Source organism: Streptomyces sp. NPDC015661 (assembly GCF_043077765.1).
Classification (GTDB): domain Bacteria; phylum Actinomycetota; class Actinomycetes; order Streptomycetales; family Streptomycetaceae; genus Streptomyces.
In genome coordinates, this window is record NZ_JBIBST010000001.1 from 75,658 (window position 1) to 91,434 (window position 15,777).

At 73.8% G+C, this 15,777-nt stretch carries 11 protein-coding genes; 1 reads left to right on the plus strand and 10 read right to left on the minus strand.

The annotated features are described in order from the left end of the window. Positions 1-1,575: an alpha/beta hydrolase gene (locus tag ACF07V_RS00350; protein ID WP_392150670.1), complete on the plus strand. Its 1,575-nt coding sequence runs from the start codon at positions 1-3 to the stop codon at positions 1,573-1,575. 61 nt (positions 1,576-1,636) lie between these two features. Here the strand turns inward: ACF07V_RS00350 and moeZ are convergent, their stop codons facing one another. The 10 genes from moeZ to ACF07V_RS00400 all read right to left on the minus strand — a co-directional run bounded on the left by moeZ (position 1,637) and on the right by ACF07V_RS00400 (position 14,946). Beyond that, positions 1,637-2,815 carry an adenylyltransferase/sulfurtransferase MoeZ gene (moeZ, locus tag ACF07V_RS00355; protein ID WP_392150671.1) on the minus strand — a complete coding sequence of 393 codons (1,179 nt, stop codon included), beginning with the start codon at positions 2,813-2,815 and terminating at the stop codon, positions 1,637-1,639. Between the two features lie 63 nt (positions 2,816-2,878). After that, a complete protein-coding gene (locus tag ACF07V_RS00360) occupies positions 2,879-3,625 on the minus strand; it encodes a spherulation-specific family 4 protein (RefSeq protein ID WP_392150672.1) in 747 nt (248 codons plus the stop codon). After that, positions 3,613-4,584: an NAD-dependent epimerase/dehydratase family protein gene (locus ACF07V_RS00365; RefSeq protein WP_392150673.1), complete on the minus strand. Its 972-nt coding sequence runs from the start codon at positions 4,582-4,584 to the stop codon at positions 3,613-3,615. The genes ACF07V_RS00360 and ACF07V_RS00365 overlap by 13 nt, the downstream gene beginning before the upstream one ends. Before the next feature lie 201 nt (positions 4,585-4,785). Next, entirely contained in the window at positions 4,786-6,291 is a 1,506-nt protein-coding gene (locus ACF07V_RS00370; protein ID WP_392150674.1) for a hypothetical protein, read from the minus strand. Positions 6,292-6,304: 13 nt separating this feature from the next. Continuing rightward, positions 6,305-7,927, minus strand: coding sequence for a DUF3492 domain-containing protein (locus tag ACF07V_RS00375; protein ID WP_392150675.1), 1,623 nt, complete (start codon positions 7,925-7,927; stop codon positions 6,305-6,307). A 190-nt stretch (positions 7,928-8,117) separates the two neighbouring features. Then, positions 8,118-9,908: a dipeptide ABC transporter ATP-binding protein gene (locus ACF07V_RS00380; RefSeq protein WP_392150676.1), complete on the minus strand. Its 1,791-nt coding sequence runs from the start codon at positions 9,906-9,908 to the stop codon at positions 8,118-8,120. After that, positions 9,905-10,894, minus strand: coding sequence for an ABC transporter permease (locus ACF07V_RS00385; protein WP_392150677.1), 990 nt, complete (start codon positions 10,892-10,894; stop codon positions 9,905-9,907). The genes ACF07V_RS00380 and ACF07V_RS00385 overlap by 4 nt, the downstream gene beginning before the upstream one ends. After that, positions 10,891-11,868 (minus strand): ABC transporter permease, encoded by a 978-nt coding sequence (locus ACF07V_RS00390; RefSeq protein ID WP_392150678.1) that lies wholly within the window; start codon positions 11,866-11,868, stop codon positions 10,891-10,893. Before ACF07V_RS00390 ends, ACF07V_RS00385 begins: the two co-directional genes overlap by 4 nt. Continuing rightward, positions 11,865-13,592 carry an ABC transporter substrate-binding protein gene (locus ACF07V_RS00395; protein ID WP_392150679.1) on the minus strand — a complete coding sequence of 576 codons (1,728 nt, stop codon included), beginning with the start codon at positions 13,590-13,592 and terminating at the stop codon, positions 11,865-11,867. The genes ACF07V_RS00390 and ACF07V_RS00395 overlap by 4 nt, the downstream gene beginning before the upstream one ends. A gap of 361 nt (positions 13,593-13,953) precedes the next feature. After that, positions 13,954-14,946, minus strand: coding sequence for a DUF3152 domain-containing protein (locus tag ACF07V_RS00400; RefSeq protein WP_392150680.1), 993 nt, complete (start codon positions 14,944-14,946; stop codon positions 13,954-13,956). Positions 14,947-15,777 lie beyond the last annotated feature (831 nt).

Consider the following 15,777-nt stretch of genomic DNA (forward strand, 5'->3'; position numbering starts at 1 on the left):
ATGCCGATCTCCGCCGCCCAGCGCGCCGCTCTGCTGACCGCCACCACCGTGCTGCTCGCCGCCGGCTGCTCGGACGGGGGAGACGAAGCGGCGGGGCCGGTGAAGCCGAGCGGCACGTCCGGGCTCTCGGCGCTGACGGCGCAGAAGTTGTCCTGGGCCCCGTGTCCGGCGCCCTCCGCCGCCGAGGGCGGCGGGCCCCCGCCCTCCCCGCTGCCCGGCGGCGCCTCCTGGGAGTGCTCCTTCCTCCAGGTCCCGCTCGACTGGGCGGTGCCGGAGGGCGAGACCATCGAGCTGGCCCTCATCCGCGCCAAGGCCCGGGACAGCGCCCGGCGGATCGGTTCGCTCGTCTTCAACTTCGGCGGGCCCGGCGGCTCCGGCGTCACCGCCCTGCCCGGCTTCGCCACCGACTACGAGGCCCTGCGCGGCCGCTACGACCTGGTCTCCTTCGACCCCCGCGGGGTCGGCCGGAGCGATCCGGTCGAGTGCGCCACCGACAAGGAGCTCGACGCCTACTACGCCCTGGACTTCACGCCCGACGACACCGCCGAGGAGCGGACGCTGTCCGACGCGCAGAAGCGGTACGCGCAGGGCTGCGAGCGGGACGCGGGCGCGGCCCTGCCGCACGTAGGCACCGAGAACGCCGCCCGGGACATGGACCTGATGCGCCAGGTCCTCGGCGACGAGAAGCTGCACTACTTCGGCATCTCGTACGGCACCGAACTCGGCGGCGTCTACGCCCACATGTTCCCCAAGAACGTCGGCCGGGCCGTCTTCGACGCCGTCGTCGACCCGGACGCGGGCGTCGAGGACGGCGCCCTCGGCCAGGCGAAGGGCTTCCAGCTGGCCCTGGACAACTTCGCCCAGGACTGTGTGGACCGCGCCGACGAGTGCACCCTGCCCGGCAGCAGCGTCGCCGAGATCGAGGCGGGGATCACCGACCTCCTCGCGGCCCTGGACAAGGAGCCGATCCCCGGCATCGGCTCCCGCAAGCTGACCCAGACGCAGGCCACCAACGGGATCGCGCAGGCCCTGTACTCGAAGGAGTTCTGGCCGTATCTGGAGCAGGGGCTCGACGCGGCCGACGGCGGCGACGGGGCACTGCTCCTCTCCCTGTCCGACTCGATGAACGGGCGCGGCGAGAACGGCTCGTACAGCAACATCCAGGCCGCGAACGCCGCCATCAACTGCGTGGACTTCAAGGAGCGCTACACCCTCGGGCAGGCGAAGGAGCGGCTCCCCCAGTTCCGCGAGGCCTCCCCCGTCTTCGGCGACTTCATGGGCTGGGCGCTGGCGAGCTGCTCGCAGTGGCCGGTGCCCGGGGTCTGGGAGCACCCGGACGTCTCGGCGCCGGGCTCGGCGCCGATCCTCGTCGTCGGGAACACCGGCGACCCGGCCACGCCGTACGAGGGCGCCCGGGCGATGGTGAACGCGCTCGGCGAGGGCGTCGGCGTGGAGCTGACGTACGAGGGAGAGGGCCACGGCGCCTACAACAGCGGCAACAAGTGCGTGAAGAAGGCGGTGGACCAGTACCTGCTCGAAGGCAAGGTCCCGACCTCGGGCACGGTCTGCAAGTAGCCGGCCCTTAGGCACGCGGAAGGCCCCGGACCTGAGGTCCGGGGCCTTCCGTGCACCGCTTCTAGTAGACCGGCTTCTCGGGCTCGATCTGGTGGACCCAGCCGATCACGCCGCCGCCGACGTGGACGGCGTCCGCGAAGCCCGCGGACTTGAGCACCGCGAGGACCTCCGCACTGCGGACACCCGTCTTGCAGTGCAGGACGATCCGCTTGTCCTGCGGGAGGTCCTGGAGGGCGTTGCCCATCAGGAACTCGTTCTTCGGGATCAGACGCGCGCCCGGGATCGAGACGATCTCGTACTCGTTCGGCTCGCGGACGTCGATGATGTCGATCTTCTCGTCCCCGTCGATCCACTCCTTGAGCTGCTTGGGAGTGATCGTCGAGCCGAGCGCCGCCTCCTGGGCCTCCTCGGACACGACGCCGCAGAAGGCCTCGTAGTCGATGAGCTCGGTGACGGTCGGGTTCTCGCCGCAGACCGCGCAGTTCGGGTCCTTGCGGACCTTGACCTGGCGGTACTGCATCTCCAGGGCGTCGTAGATCATCAGGCGGCCGACCAGCGGGTCGCCCACGCCGGCCAGGACCTTGATGGCCTCGGTGACCTGGATGGAGCCGATGGACGCGCAGAGCACGCCCAGGACGCCGCCCTCGGCGCAGGACGGGACCATGCCCGGCGGCGGGGGCTCCGGGTAGAGGCAGCGGTAGCAGGGGCCGTACTCGGACCAGAACACCGAGGCCTGGCCGTCGAAACGGTAGATCGAGCCCCAGACGTACGGCTTGTTGAGCAGCACGCAGGCGTCGTTCACCAGGTAGCGGGTGGCGAAGTTGTCCGTGCCGTCGACGATCAGGTCGTACTGGCCGAAGATCTCCATCACGTTGTCGGCTTCCAGCCGCTCCTCGTGAAGGATCACGTTCACGTACGGGTTGATGCCGAGGACCGAGTCCTTCGCGGACTCCGCCTTGGAGCGGCCGATGTCGGCCTGGCTGTGGATGATCTGGCGCTGGAGGTTCGACTCGTCGACCTCGTCGAACTCCACGATGCCGAGCGTGCCCACGCCGGCCGCCGCCAGGTACATCAGGGCCGGCGAGCCGAGACCGCCGGCGCCCACACAGAGCACCTTGGCGTTCTTGAGCCGCTTCTGCCCGTCCATCCCGACGTCCGGGATGATCAGGTGGCGGGAGTACCTGCGGACCTCGTCTACGGTGAGCTCGGAAGCCGGCTCGACCAGGGGTGGCAGCGACACGGAGTCTCCGATGGTCGGTATGTCAGTACGGTTGTTCTCCCCGTAACACTGCCACGCCCCTTCTCATTCCGAGACACCCGTTCCGATCCGCGAGACGATTTCGTCCCAGTAGCCGGGCAGGGTGTGGAATTGGTCGCTTTGTCCCGGACGGCCGGCGCGGTCGGTGAAGAAGATCGTCCCCGCCCCCTGCCAGCGCGCGATCCGCAGGGCCTCGTCGAGGTGGGTGCGCGGGACGCCGTGGACGAGGTGGACGAACTTGGCCTCCGTGTACTCGGCCGTCCACTCCGCCACCTGCGACCAGCGGTAGTCCACCCAGGAGCCGGCGAAGGTCACCAGCTGGTCGGCGGCCTCGGCGTACCCCGGGTGGGGGTGGGTGCCGTGGCCGAGGACGAGGTGGGCCTCGCCGCCGAGCACGGCCTCCAGGGTCGCGGTGAGCCGCCGCGTCCCCGCCAGGTCGGCCCGGTCGGCGGGGGCGCGGTCCAGGTAGAAACCGCCGACCTTGTACCAGTCGAGGAAGCGGTGGGCGTCCGAGACGAGCTCCCCGAAGGGCCGGGAGCCGTACGCCAGGTCCAGGTACCCGAGGACCCTGACCCCGGCGTTCCGCAGCTTCCCGGCCGCCTCCAGACAGTGCGGGTCGGGACGGGTCCCCGGGCCCTCCGCCACATTGAGCACGGCCCAGTGCAGCGGGGTCCCGGGACGGGTCAGCTCGCCCCACTCGACGGGCGCGAGCAGCGGATGGGCGTAGCCGGGGACACCGAAGCCGAGCGCCTGGACGGCCCCGGTGGCCGTGGTCGTCGTCAGATGCGACACGCCGCCTCCATCCAGATGTCGGCCAGGGACTCCTCCAGGTTGATCCGGGGCCGCCAGCCGAGCCGGTCGCGGGCGGTGCGGACATCGGCCTGCTGCCAGGGCCCGCAGCCGTCGGGGTACGGGTACGGGGCGGCGCCCAGCTGGTCGGCGATGGTCCCCTCGGTGCGGGGGGCGCCGATCATCGGGCGCTGCGGGATGCCGTGCGGTCCGTCCAGCTCGTGCAGGTTGCCGGCGTAGCCCGCGACCCGGGCGAGGACGGCGGCGGCGTCCCGGAGCCGGACGGCGCGCCCGGTGCCGATGTTGACGACGCCCTGGGCCGCGGAGAGGGAGGCCGCGTGGACGGCCCGCGCCACGTCCCGTACGTCGACGAAGTCCCGCTGCACACCGAGACCGCTGAGCTTGAGCTCGCCGTCCCCGGCCTGCATCGCGCGGCGCATCGCCTCGGCGAGGCGGCCCAGCGGGGAGCCGGCGGGCGTGCCGGGGCCGACCGGGGAGAAGACCCGCAGGACGACGGCGTCGAGCCCGGAGCCGAGGACGAGTTCGGTCGCGGCGAGCTTGGACACCCCGTACGGGCCGCCGGGGCGCGGGATCGCGTCCTCGGCCGTGGAGGAGCCGGGCTGGCTGGGCCCGTACTCCGAGGCGCAGCCGACCTGGACGAGCCGGGCCCCGCAGCCGCTGCGGCGCAGGGCCTCGCAGACGGTGGCGACGGCGACGGTGTTGTGCCGGGTCAGCTCGCGGGCGCCGCCGCGGGTGGCGCCGGCGCAGTTGACGACGACCCCGGGGTGGACGGCGTCCAGGAAGCGGGTGAGCGCGCCGGGGCTGCCGGAGGCGAGGTCGAAGCGCACGTCGGCGTCGTCGCCCCGGCCGAGCGCGGTGAGGTGGACGGCCGGGTCGGCGAGCAGCCGGTCGGCGACGAAACGGCCGATGAAGCCGTTGGCTCCGAGCAGTAGCACCCTCATCGTGCGGCCCCTGTGTGCCGACTGGCCGGTGCTTGGGGTTGAGGGGTCATGGTCTTCGTTCTCCTTGCGGGGTGATGAGAGAGGTGACGGGACACGCCCGCGGCGTCGGCTCCGCGGGTGCGAAAGGTTTCTCGGCGGGAGGCCCGGCGGGGTGGTGGTCGCTGTGGTCGCCGGACCTCCGGCGGGAAGTGCGGCCGGTTTTCACGGGGTGGCGTGGGCCGATGCCCGGGTGAGGTCGGCGGTCGCGCGGGCCAGCAGGCCGAGCGCGGCGGCGCCGCAGACGACGGTGGGTACGGCCCCGGGGCCCCAGGCCTCGACGAGGGCGCGCACCGGGGTGGCGAGCGCGTCGAAGCCGGGGACGGGGACGCGGGCGGCGAGGACGCTCGCGAGGGCGAGGGCCTCGGCGGCACAGGCGGCGGCGAGCGCGGCGGCGGCCGTCTCGGGGAAGCCGTGGACGGTGAGGAGCCGGGCGAGCAGCAGGAGCGCCCCGAGGGCGAGGGCTCCGGGGCTGAACCCGGTGAGGGCGAGCAGGGCGGTGAGGGCGAGCAGCTGGACGGTCACGGTGCCGAGGAGCAGCGGCCGGACGGTGGCGGCGAAGTCGGCGAGGCCGTGGCTGTCGGCGATCCGGCGGCGGGCCCGGCGGGCGAACAGGTGGGCGCCCCAGGCGGCGGGGGCGACGGCGAGGGCGAGGCCCAGGAGCGGCGCGGGGGCGAGCGCCCAGGGCCCGTCGGGGCCGCCGCTGAGGACCTCCTCCAGGAGTCCGTCGCCGCCGGCCGCGTACGCCAGGAGCCAGAGGGTCCAGAGCCGGGCGGCGGGCACGGTCCCTCCGTCGGGCGCGCGGAACGGTCCCCGGCGGACGGCGAGCAGCAGGGCCGCGCCGAGGGCGAGTGCCCCGGCGGCCCCGACGGCGAGCCGCACGGGCCCGTACGTGAGGGCGAGCCCGATTCCGGTGAGCCCGGCGACCCCGCCGGGGGCGAGGGTGGCGAGCGCCCAGGGCGCCCGGGCGGGCTCCGGCTCCGCGAGGGGCGCGGGCCGCTCCTGGCCGCGGGGCACGCGCGCGTACAGCTCCTCGGCGAGCGAGAACACGTCCCGGTGCCGGAAGCGCGCGGCGGTCCGGTCGGTGAATCCCTGCGCTTCGAGGCCCGCGGCGATCTCCAGGGGGTCGACGGCCTGCTCGCAGAGCTCCCGGTGCCGGTGCATGAGCACCTTCACGGGGTCGGCGTTCCCGCGCCGGGAGCGGGGCCGTGCGGCCCCGCCCCCGGCGTCCGCGCCGGGAGCGGCCGGCGCCGGGCGGTGCGTGACGTCGGCCTCCGCCGGGTCGGCCGGGGCCGGGCGGTGCGTGACGTCGGCCTCCGCCGGGTCGGCCGGGGCCGGGCGGTGCGTGACGTCGGCCTCCGCCGGGTCGGCCGGGGCCTGCACGGGGTGCGGCTCCGTCGGGGCCGGCGCCGGGTCCGAGGCCTCGGGCGCCGGGTCCGAGGCGCGCGGGGGCTCCGGCGTCGGGTACGGGGCCCAGGCCGTGCCCGCTCGTGGGGACGTGGGCGTGGCCTCCCCCGGGGCCGGTGCTATCCCGGAGGGTGCGGCATCGTCCTCGGGGGCGGGCGCGCGCAGGTCGAGGGTGCCGGCGGCCGTGAGGGCCGGGGTGCCGAGGAGGGCTTCGGAGCGGGCGTCCCAGGCTCCGGGGCTCGTCGGGGCGGCGGAGCCGCGCATGGGGGTGCCTCCTTCAGGCATCGGGGGCTCCTGTCCCCGCGGTCACGGCCTTGTGCGCCCAGCTGCCCGGCACATGGGCCTCGGCCGGGTGGGCGAAGGGGACGCCGTCCCCGGCCCGGTGGCGCACCGGCGCGTGGGAGAGGAGTTCGAGGTAGATGCCGCGGAACGCGGCGAGGTTCTGGTCGACCGTGAACAGTTCGAGCGCGCGGGCGCGGGCGGCCGCGCCGAGCCGGAAGCGGCGCTCGGGGTCGCGGAGCAGCGCGAGGCACGCGTCGGCGAGCGCCCGGGGGTTGCGCGGGGGGACGACGAGGCCGGTGCCGCCGATGATCTCGACGACGGCGCCGACGTCGGTGGAGACGGTGGCCCGTGCGCAGAACATCGCCTCGACGAGGCTCGCGGGGAAGCCCTCCACGAGGCTCGACATGACGACGAGCGCGCCCGAGGCGTACGTGTCCTCCAGGGTGGGCGCCTCCGGGCCGCCGAGCTCCTCGAAGGTGACGGGGTTCTCGCCGACGGCGTGCGCCCCGGGGGCCTCGTCGGGGAAGAGCTGGGCCGCGAGCCCCTTGCAGTACGTGAGGTAGCCGGCGCCGCCCGGTTCGCGGACGGGCACGGCGACGATCCGCAGCCGGGCGTCGGGCTGCCGGGCCCGGATCTCGGCGAAGGCGTGGAGCAGGCCGATGAGGTCCTTGGCGGGTTCGACGCGGCCGACCCAGACGAGGGTGGCCGGGTCGCCGCTCTCCTCGTCCTCGCCGACCTCGGCGAAGCGTTCGGCGGCCATGCCGGGGTGGACGGTGCGGATGCGGGCCCGGTCGGCGCCGCACTTCTCCTGCCAGCGGCGGGCGTGGGCGTTGCCGGGGGTGAGGAGGGCGGCCTGCCGGTAGATCTCGCCGGCGAGCCGGCCGTGCAGGGCGGCGAGCAGCGCGCGGAGCGGTGCGGAGCGGTCGGCGCCGGCCGCAGCGAGGTAGTGGGCGCGCAGCGGTACGCCGTACTCGGTGACGAGCAGCGGGGTGCCGAAGAAGCGTTTGGCCACCAGCCCGGGGAGGGCCGTGGTGCCTCCGGCGGCGGCGTGGCAGAGGTCGGCCGCGCCGAGCGCGTCCTCCCCGTACCAGTCGAGGGAGAGGGGGCGCAGGGCCCGCTCCAGGTGCTCGGCGAAGGCGAGGTGGTCGCGGAGCCCGGCGGCGGCCGTGCCCCGGCGTGCGCCGGGCGCGCGGCAGGCGGCCTCCAGGGCGCGGACGGCGTCGTCGGAGCGGAGCGCCCCGGGCAGTCCGCCGCGCTCGCGGGCGAGTTCGGCGAGGGCGTAGAGCCCTTCGGCGAAGGAGCTCGCGTCGTCCTCGGCGCAGAGTCCGGTGGCGAGCCGGTGGTAGGCCTCGGTGAAGCGGCGCCGCTCGTGTCGTCCGTAGGCCCGGCGGGAGGCTCGGTGCCCGCCGGCCGCCGGGGCGGTGTCGGGGCCGCCGAGGTCGGCGGTGCGGGCGACACGGGCGTTCGGCGGCAGGGGCGGCGGCGGGGTGCCGGTCCGGCCGAGGGCGTAGAGGTCGAAGCGGTGCTGTCCGAGCCCGCGTACGAGCCGTTCGCACCACCGTCCGGACTCACCGGTGGCGTACGGGTAGCCACCCTCCGTGAGCAGTCCGATCCGCACGCGTGCACCCCCGATCTCCCTTGACGGCGGTCACCGTCGGCCCGGTGACTCACAGCGGGAAGAACGTAAGCGGAGACACCGGTGGTGCGACGGACGGTTGTCCGTCGCACCACCGGAAGGGGTGAATGCACGTAACTTTCCCACCGCGGTCGCGTTCTGTCGCGCTACGCGGCGGAAAGGTCACGGAGGGTCAGGCCGCGGCCGGCTCCCGGCGCCTCTCCCTGCGCTCCGCCGCGAGGACCGGGTCGAGCGAGGGGACGGCGGCGAGCAGCTGCCGCGTGTACGGGTCCTGCGGAGCGCCGTACACCTCCGCGACCGTGCCCTGTTCGACGATCCGGCCCCCGCGCATGACGGCGACCCGGTCGCTGACCTGCCGGACGACCGCGAGGTCGTGGGCGATGAAGACGAGCCCGAGGCCGAGTTCGGCCTGGAGCTCGGCGAGCAGCGCGGTCACCTGGGCCTGGGTGGTGACGTCCAGCGCGGAGACGGGTTCGTCGCAGACGACGAGGCGGGGTTCGGCGGCGAGCGCGCGGGCGATGCCGACGCGCTGGCGCTGTCCGCCGCTGAACTCGTGCGGATAGGCCTCGTACCGGTCGGGGTCGAGCCCCACCCGGTCGAGCAGCTCCCGCACCCGGCCCCGGATCCTGGTCTCGTCCCGCTCCCCCGCCACGCGCAGCGGGTCGGCGATCGACTCGCCCACGGAGCGGCGCGGGTTGAGGGAGGAGACCGGGTCCTGGAAGACCATCTGGAGCTCGCGGCGGTACGGGAGCAGCCGCTTGTCGGACAGCCCGCCGATCTCCTCGCCCCGGTAGCGGAGTTCGCCGCCGGTCGGGTCGAGGAGGCGGACGAGCATCCGGCCGAGGGTGGTCTTGCCGCTGCCGGACTCGCCGACGACGCCGAGGGTCTCGCCGGCGCGGAGGGTGAGGGAGACCCCGTCGACGGCGGTCACGGCGGCCTTGCCCCGGCCGAACTCCCGCCGCAGGCCGACGGCTTCGAGCAGCGTCTCCCCCTCCCGGACGGAGGCGCCGGCCGCTCGGTCGGGGCGGGCCGGTCCGTCGAGCCGGGGCACGGCGGAGAGCAGCGCGCGGGTGTACGGCGCCGCAGGCGCGCCGAGCACCCCGGCGACGGGTCCGCGCTCGACCTCGCGCCCGTCGCGCATGACGAGCACCTCGTCGACGCTCTCGGCGGCCACGCCCACGTCGTGGGTGACGAGGAGCAGCGCGGTGCCGGTCTCGCGCCGCAGCTCGTGCAGCAGGTCGAGGATCTGGGCCTGCACGGTGACGTCGAGGGCGGTGGTGGGTTCGTCGGCGACGAGCAGCTGCGGCTCGCAGGCGAGGGCCATCGCGAGGAGGGCGCGCTGCCGCATGCCGCCGCTGAACTCGTGCGGGCGGGAGCGGGAACGGCGGGCCGCGTCGGGGATGCCGACCCGGTCGAGGACCTCGATGGCGCGGGCCCGGGCGGCCTTCCTGGATCCAGAAGGCTGGATCCTGGATCCAGGAGGCTGGATCCTGGATCCAGCAGCATGGATCTTGGATCCAGGAGGCTGAATTCCGGATCCCGGAGAGCCCGGAGACTGAATCCTGGATCCAGAGTCATGGATCTTGGATCCCGGATGATGGATCCGATACACCTCCGCGATCTGGTCGCCCACCGAGTAGTACGGATCCAGCGCCGACAGCGGGTCCTGGAAGACCATGGCGGCGACACCGCCGCGCAGCCTCCGCAGTTCGCCGGTTCCGGCGGCGCCGACGTCGATGCCGCCGACGCGCACGGTGCCGCCGACCTTCGCTCCCGTGCCCCGGTGGAGGCCGAGGAGGGCGCCGGCGACGGTGGACTTGCCGCTGCCGGACTCGCCGACGAGGGCGAGGGCGCGGCCGGCCTCCAGGGTGAAGGAGAGGCCGTCGACGGCCCGGGCGCCGCCGTCGAACTCGACGGTGAGGCGGTCGACTTCCACGAGCGGGGTGGGGGTGGGGAGCGTCATGTCAGGGCGACCCTTCGGTCGGCGAGGGCGTAGAGGAGGTCGGCGACGACGTTCGCGAGGACCACGGCGACCCCGGTGAGGAGCACGATGCCCACGACGACCGGCAGGTCGATGGTGCGGACGCCGTCGATGAGGGTCTTGCCGAGCCCGGGGATGCCGAAGAGCGACTCCGTCAGCACGGCCCCGCCGAACATCGTGCCGAGGTCGATGGCGCTGAGCGCGATGACTGGTGGCACGGCGCCGCGCAGCGCGTGGCGGGCGACGACGGACCCCTCCCCCACCCCGTACGCGCGGAAGGTGCGGATGTGGTCCTCGGCGAGCGTCTCCAGGGTGGAACTCCGGGTGAGCCGCGCGTACTTGGCGGATTCGAAGAAGCCCAGGGCGAGCCAGGGAAGCAGCATGTTCCACGCCCACTGCTCGGGGTCCTCGCCGAGCGGCACGTACGAGGGGAAGGGCAGCCACTGGAGGTAGGCGCAGACGGCCATGAGGAGCAGCAGCCCGAGGATGAAGACGGGCGTGCCGGTCCCGGCGAGGGTGAGCACGGTCAGGAGGCGCTCGGTGACGCCGCCCCGCCGGAGCGCGGAGAGAAGCCCGGCGCCGATGCCGACGACGAGCCAGATCACCATGGCGCCGAGGGCGAGCGAGGCGGTGGCGGGCAGCCGGTCCAGGATGAGCACGGTCACCTGCTGGTCGGTCTGGTACGACAGGCCGAGGCAGGGCGCGTCGCAGTGCAGGACGCCGGTGCCGGTGGAGTAGTCGCGGCCGGCGAAGACGCCCTGGAGGAAGTGGAAGTACTGAGCGAACACGCTCTCGTTCAGGCCGAGTTGTGCGCGGACCTGGGCGATCTGCTGCGGGTTGCAGCGTTCGCCGCAGGCGAGCCGGGCGGGGTCGCCGGGTGCGACGTAGAACAGCGCGTAGACGAGGACAGACAGCGCGAGGAGGACGAGCGCGGCGCCCGCGAGCCGCTTCAGGACGTAGCGGGTCATCGCGAGGTCTCCTTTCGTGTGCCTACGCCGAGCCGGCCGGCCTCGCGCGGGTCGAGGGCGGTGCGGAGGGCGTCGCCGAGCACGGTGAAGGCGAGCACGGTCACGAAGAGCAGTCCGGCCGGGAGCAGCACGTACGCCGGGTCGGCCCGGAACCAGGTCTGCGCGGTGGACAGCATCTGCCCCCAGGACGGGGTGGGCGGGGTGACGCCCACGCCGAGGAAGGAGAGCGAGGCCTCGACCACGATGTTGGTGGGGACGAGGATCGCCGCGTACGTGATGACGGGTGCCGCGAGCGAGGGCAGCAGCTCGCGCCGGGCGGTCCGCCACCGCCCCGAGCCGGCGAGCCGTGAGGCGGCGACGAAGTCGAGGCCCTTGAGGGTGAGGGTCTGGGCGCGCACGATCCGGGAGGTGCCGGCCCAGCCGAGCAGCCCGATGACCAGGATGAGCAGCAGCGGGCGCGGGAAGTCACGGGGGACGACGGCGGTGAGCGCGATGGCGAGGACGAGGAACGGCAGGGCGAGGAAGACGTCGGTGATCCGGCCGAGCACGCCGTCGACCCAGCGGCTGCCGAGCCCTGCGGCGAGGCCCACGAGGACTCCGATGAGGACCTGGACGGCGGTGGCGCCGAGGGCGACGAGGAGCGAGATCCGGGCGCCGTACAGGAGACGGACGAACAGGTCGCGGCCCGTGCCCGGTTCGACGCCGAGCCAGTGGTCGGCGCTCGCCCCGCCGAAGGCGCCGTACGGGACGCCGCCGCGGGCGGAGTCGACGAGGTCGTCGTGGTACGAGTGCGGGTCCTGGCCCTCCAGCGCGGCGAGCAGCGGCGCGGCGAGGGCGAGGAGGACGAGCAGGAGGAGGACGGCGCCGGAGGCGAGGGCGGCCGGGCGGGTGCGGAGCCGTCGCCACACCTGCCGGGCGGCACCCGTGGCGGGGAGGCCCGCCACGGGCGCCGTCGTGTCGGTCAGGGTTGTCACTTGACCGCGACCTGCGAGATGTCGAGGACGCCGGTCCAGTCGCTGATGACGACGTTCTTGATGTCCTTGCCGACGAGCCGCTTGTAGACCGGGTGGAAGAGCGGCACGTCGAGGGCCTGCTCGCCGATCTTCTTGTCGAGGGCGCCCCAGCGGGCGGCGGCGGCCTTGAGGTCGGTCAGCTTGTTGATCTCGTCGATCTCCTTGTTGACCGCCGGGTCGTTCAGCTGGGCGTGGTTGTAGTTGGAGCCGTTGGTGACGATCTGGCGCCCGTCGAAGATCGGCGCGAGGAACGGGCCGCCGGCCGGCCAGTCGGCACCCCAGCGGGAGAGGAAGAGTCCGGGGGCGTCCTTGACGCTCCAGCGCTTCTCGTTGAAGGAGTTGGGCTCCTGTCCGTCGAGCTTGACGGTGATGCCTGCCTTGCCGAGGGCCTCCTGGACGGCGGTGGCGATCTCGGGGCTGGTGGCGCGGTTCTGGGCGGTGGAGTGCAGCAGGGTGACGGTGAGGCCGTTCGGGTAGCCGGCCTCCTTGAGCAGCTGCCTGGCCTTCTCCGGGTCGCCCGTCTTCCCGGCGGGGAAGTGGTCGTACGCCGTGAAGCCGAAGGCCTTCTGCTCGGGCAGGAAGGTGGTGGCGGGCTCGGCGAGGGCGGAGCCGCCGGCGGCGTTGACGACGCTGGTGCGGTTGACGGCGTACGAGATCGCCTGGCGGACCTTCGGGTTGTCGAAGGGCTTCACCTTCGGGTTGAAGGCGAGGTAGTTGGTGAAGCCGAAGTGGCCGGTGCCGACGCGCGCGGCGAGCGCCTTGTCGGAGCCCACCTGGGCGAGTTCGGCGGGGCCGAGGTTGGTGTCGGTGGTGACGGCGGCGGAGTCGGCGCCGGAGGAGGTGGCGAGGCGCTGGTTGATGACGGCCTCGTCGAGCCCGGACTTGACGTCGATCGTGTCCGGGTAGGCCTTGCGCTCCTCGTCGGTCTTCGGGTCCCAGTGCTCGTTGCGCTCCAGGACGAGGTGCTCGCCGTCGTTCTCGTTCTTGACGACCTTGTACGGGCCGGAGGAGACGGGGTGCTCCTCGTACTTCGCGCCGGTGTCCTTGCCCTTCGGGACGGGTGCGAACTGGGTCTGGGTGGCGACGAAGGGGAACTCGCCCTCGGGCTTCTTCAGCTTGAAGACGATGGTGCGGGCGTCGGGGGTGACGATGGAGGCGAGGCCGTTCTTGTCCTTGTACGGGCCCTGGTAGGTGTCGCCGCCGATGAGCCAGTCCCGCAGGTAGGGGGCTCCGCCGGAGAGTTCGGCCGCGAAGGAGCGCTCGATGCCGTACTTGATGTCGGCGCTGGTGATGGCCGTGCCGTCCTCGAACTTCAGGCCCTCCTTCAGCGTGTACGTCCACTCGGTGGCGTCCTTGTTGGGGCGGCCGGTGTCGGTGGCGAGGTCGGGGACGACCTGGGTGCCGGCAACGCCCGCCTCGCGGTTGCGGGTGGTGAGCGTGCGGAAGACGAGGGAGGGGACGTTGCCGCCGCCGGAGGTGTAGAGGCGGGCCGGGTCGAAGTCGCTCTGCGCCTCGGCGTTCAGGACGGTGAGCGTGCCGCCCTTCTGCGGGGCGCCCGCGGCCTTCCCGGAAGTACCGCCCTTGGCGCCGGCGTCCTCGGGGCCGCAGGCGGCGGCGCCCGAGGCCAGGACGACACTGACGGCGGCCGCTGCCACGCGGCGCGAGATGACGGACGAATGACGCATCGGAAAGAAACCTCTCGGGGTGAACTGCGGGAACTGCGGGAAAGGGAAAGTGAATTCCGCAGGCACGGCGAGACAGCCCGAAAAAAAGGGGGGACGGCGCCTGCGGGAATGAAGAACCCGGGCGCGGCGAGAAAAACAGAAAGCCGACGAGCGCTCGGGCTGCGTCAGCTACAGAGAATGTCGGCGACCGTGTGTCCGGTCACGCCGAAGAGCGCCAGCTCGAGAGCGGCGCTGTCGGAAACGGCGTGACGGTGCGACATGCCGAGAAATATGGACGAACGCGTGAGCGATGTCAACGCGGATCCATGCGATCCCGAGACACCCGTCTCGGGATGTGGACGTCGACGGATCCGACGGCTCGTCAACTCGTGGGATACACCCAGGGGTTGGGGCGGCACTTGATCCCGTCGATGTCCAGGGACTTCGTCTGCTGCTGCATCACGGGAGCGAGCGCGCCCGGCGTACGGCAGCTCACGTGACCGTGCCCGAGCCGGTGTCCGACCTCGTGATTGATGAGCATCTGGCGATAGGCGTACATCGCCTTCGGACCGAAGGTCACCGAGCCCTGCGCCCAGCGGAACGCATTGATCATCACGCGCTGGGTGGAGGCGGAGTCGCAGGAGACGTTGTCGACGGTGGTGTCGAGCCCGGACTTCTTGCACCACTCGCCGGTGGTACCCGGGCTGGCGAGGGTGATCACGAACTCCGGCTCGCCGCTGGAAATGCGCTCGAAGGTCATCTCGCCCTGGCCGGCCCAGCTGCGCTTGTCGTTGAGGGTCTTCTGCACGGCGTCGGCGAAGAGCTTCGGATCGAGACCGATCCCCTTCTCGACGTCGACCCGGTAGCGGATCAGCCGCCCCTTTCCGGGCGCCTTCGCCAGGCCCGGCACGGCCTCGAAATCCCCGGAGCCCTTCAGCTTCGGGTCGATCGGGAACTGGCGGGTCATCAGCTGCTCGTACGTCGGCGGGGTGACGGCGGGCGCCGGCTTCGACGGGACGGTCCGGTCGTCGGAGCGGGAGGCGGAGGTGTCGTCCGAGGGCCGCTCGGCCGGCTCCCCGGCGGCGCGGGTGACGGGCGGCTCCTCGTCCCGGTCGGCGACCTGACCGGCGACGACGACGGCGAGCACGGTGGCGACGGCGGCGGCCGCGACCCCGGTGAGCGCGCGCCCGAGCCCGCCCCGCCCGACGGCGGTCTCGGGCTCGTCGCTCTCGCTCTCCCGACGGGGCCCGGGGATGAACGGCGCCTGGGAATCGTCCTGTTCGGGCGCGACGGTCCGGGCAGCACCGTGCCGGGGCCCGACCGGCGCGGGCCGCGGCCCGAAAGCCTCGTCGTGCTGCGGGTGCCCACCCCGCACGGAACCCCCGAGAACGGGGACGCCGTGCGCGGGGGTACCGGGCGTGGCGTGCGCCGGGACACCGGAGCCTCCGCCGAGGTAGGCGGGAGTGCCGTGCGCGGGGGTCCCGGGAGCGGGTGTCCGGTACTGCGGGGTCCCGTGCGCCGGGGTCCCGGGAGCGGGCGTCCGATACTGCGGGGTCCCGTGCGCCGGGGTCCCGGGGGCAGGCGCCCGGAACTGCGGAGTCCCGTGCGCCGGGGTCCCGGGGGCAGGCGCCCGGAACTGCGGAGTCCCGTGCGCCGGGGTCCCGGGAGCGGGCGTCCGATACTGCGGGGTCCCGTGCGCCGGGGTCCCGGGGGCAGGCGCCCGGTACTGCGGGGTCCCGTGCGCCGGGGTCCCGGGGGCAGGCGCCCGGTACTGCGGGGTCCCGTGCGCCGGGGTCCCGGGGGCAGGCGTCCGGTACTGCGGGGTCCCGTGCGCCGGGGTCCCGGGGGCAGGCGTCCGGTACTGCGGAGCTCCCTGCCCGGGGTTCCCGTACGGCGTGGTCCCGCGCGCGGGGGTCCCGTACTGGGGAGTGCCGTGCGCCGGGGTCCCTTGACCGGGGGTCCCGTACTGGGGAGTCCCGTGTGCCGGCGTTCCGTACATAGGGGTGCCCTGCGCCGGGGTGCCGTACCCCTGCGTCCCGTACCCCTGCGTCGTGGCGTCCTGGCCGGGACCGCCCGCGGTCCTGCGGCGGCGGCCCGTCCCGGCGGGCGACCCCGCCGGAGAAGCCCCCGGCCCCGCCCCCGTCCCCGTCCCGGCTCCCGCCTGCGGCCCGGTCTCGGGCACCGAGGGCGCGGAGCCCTTGCGACT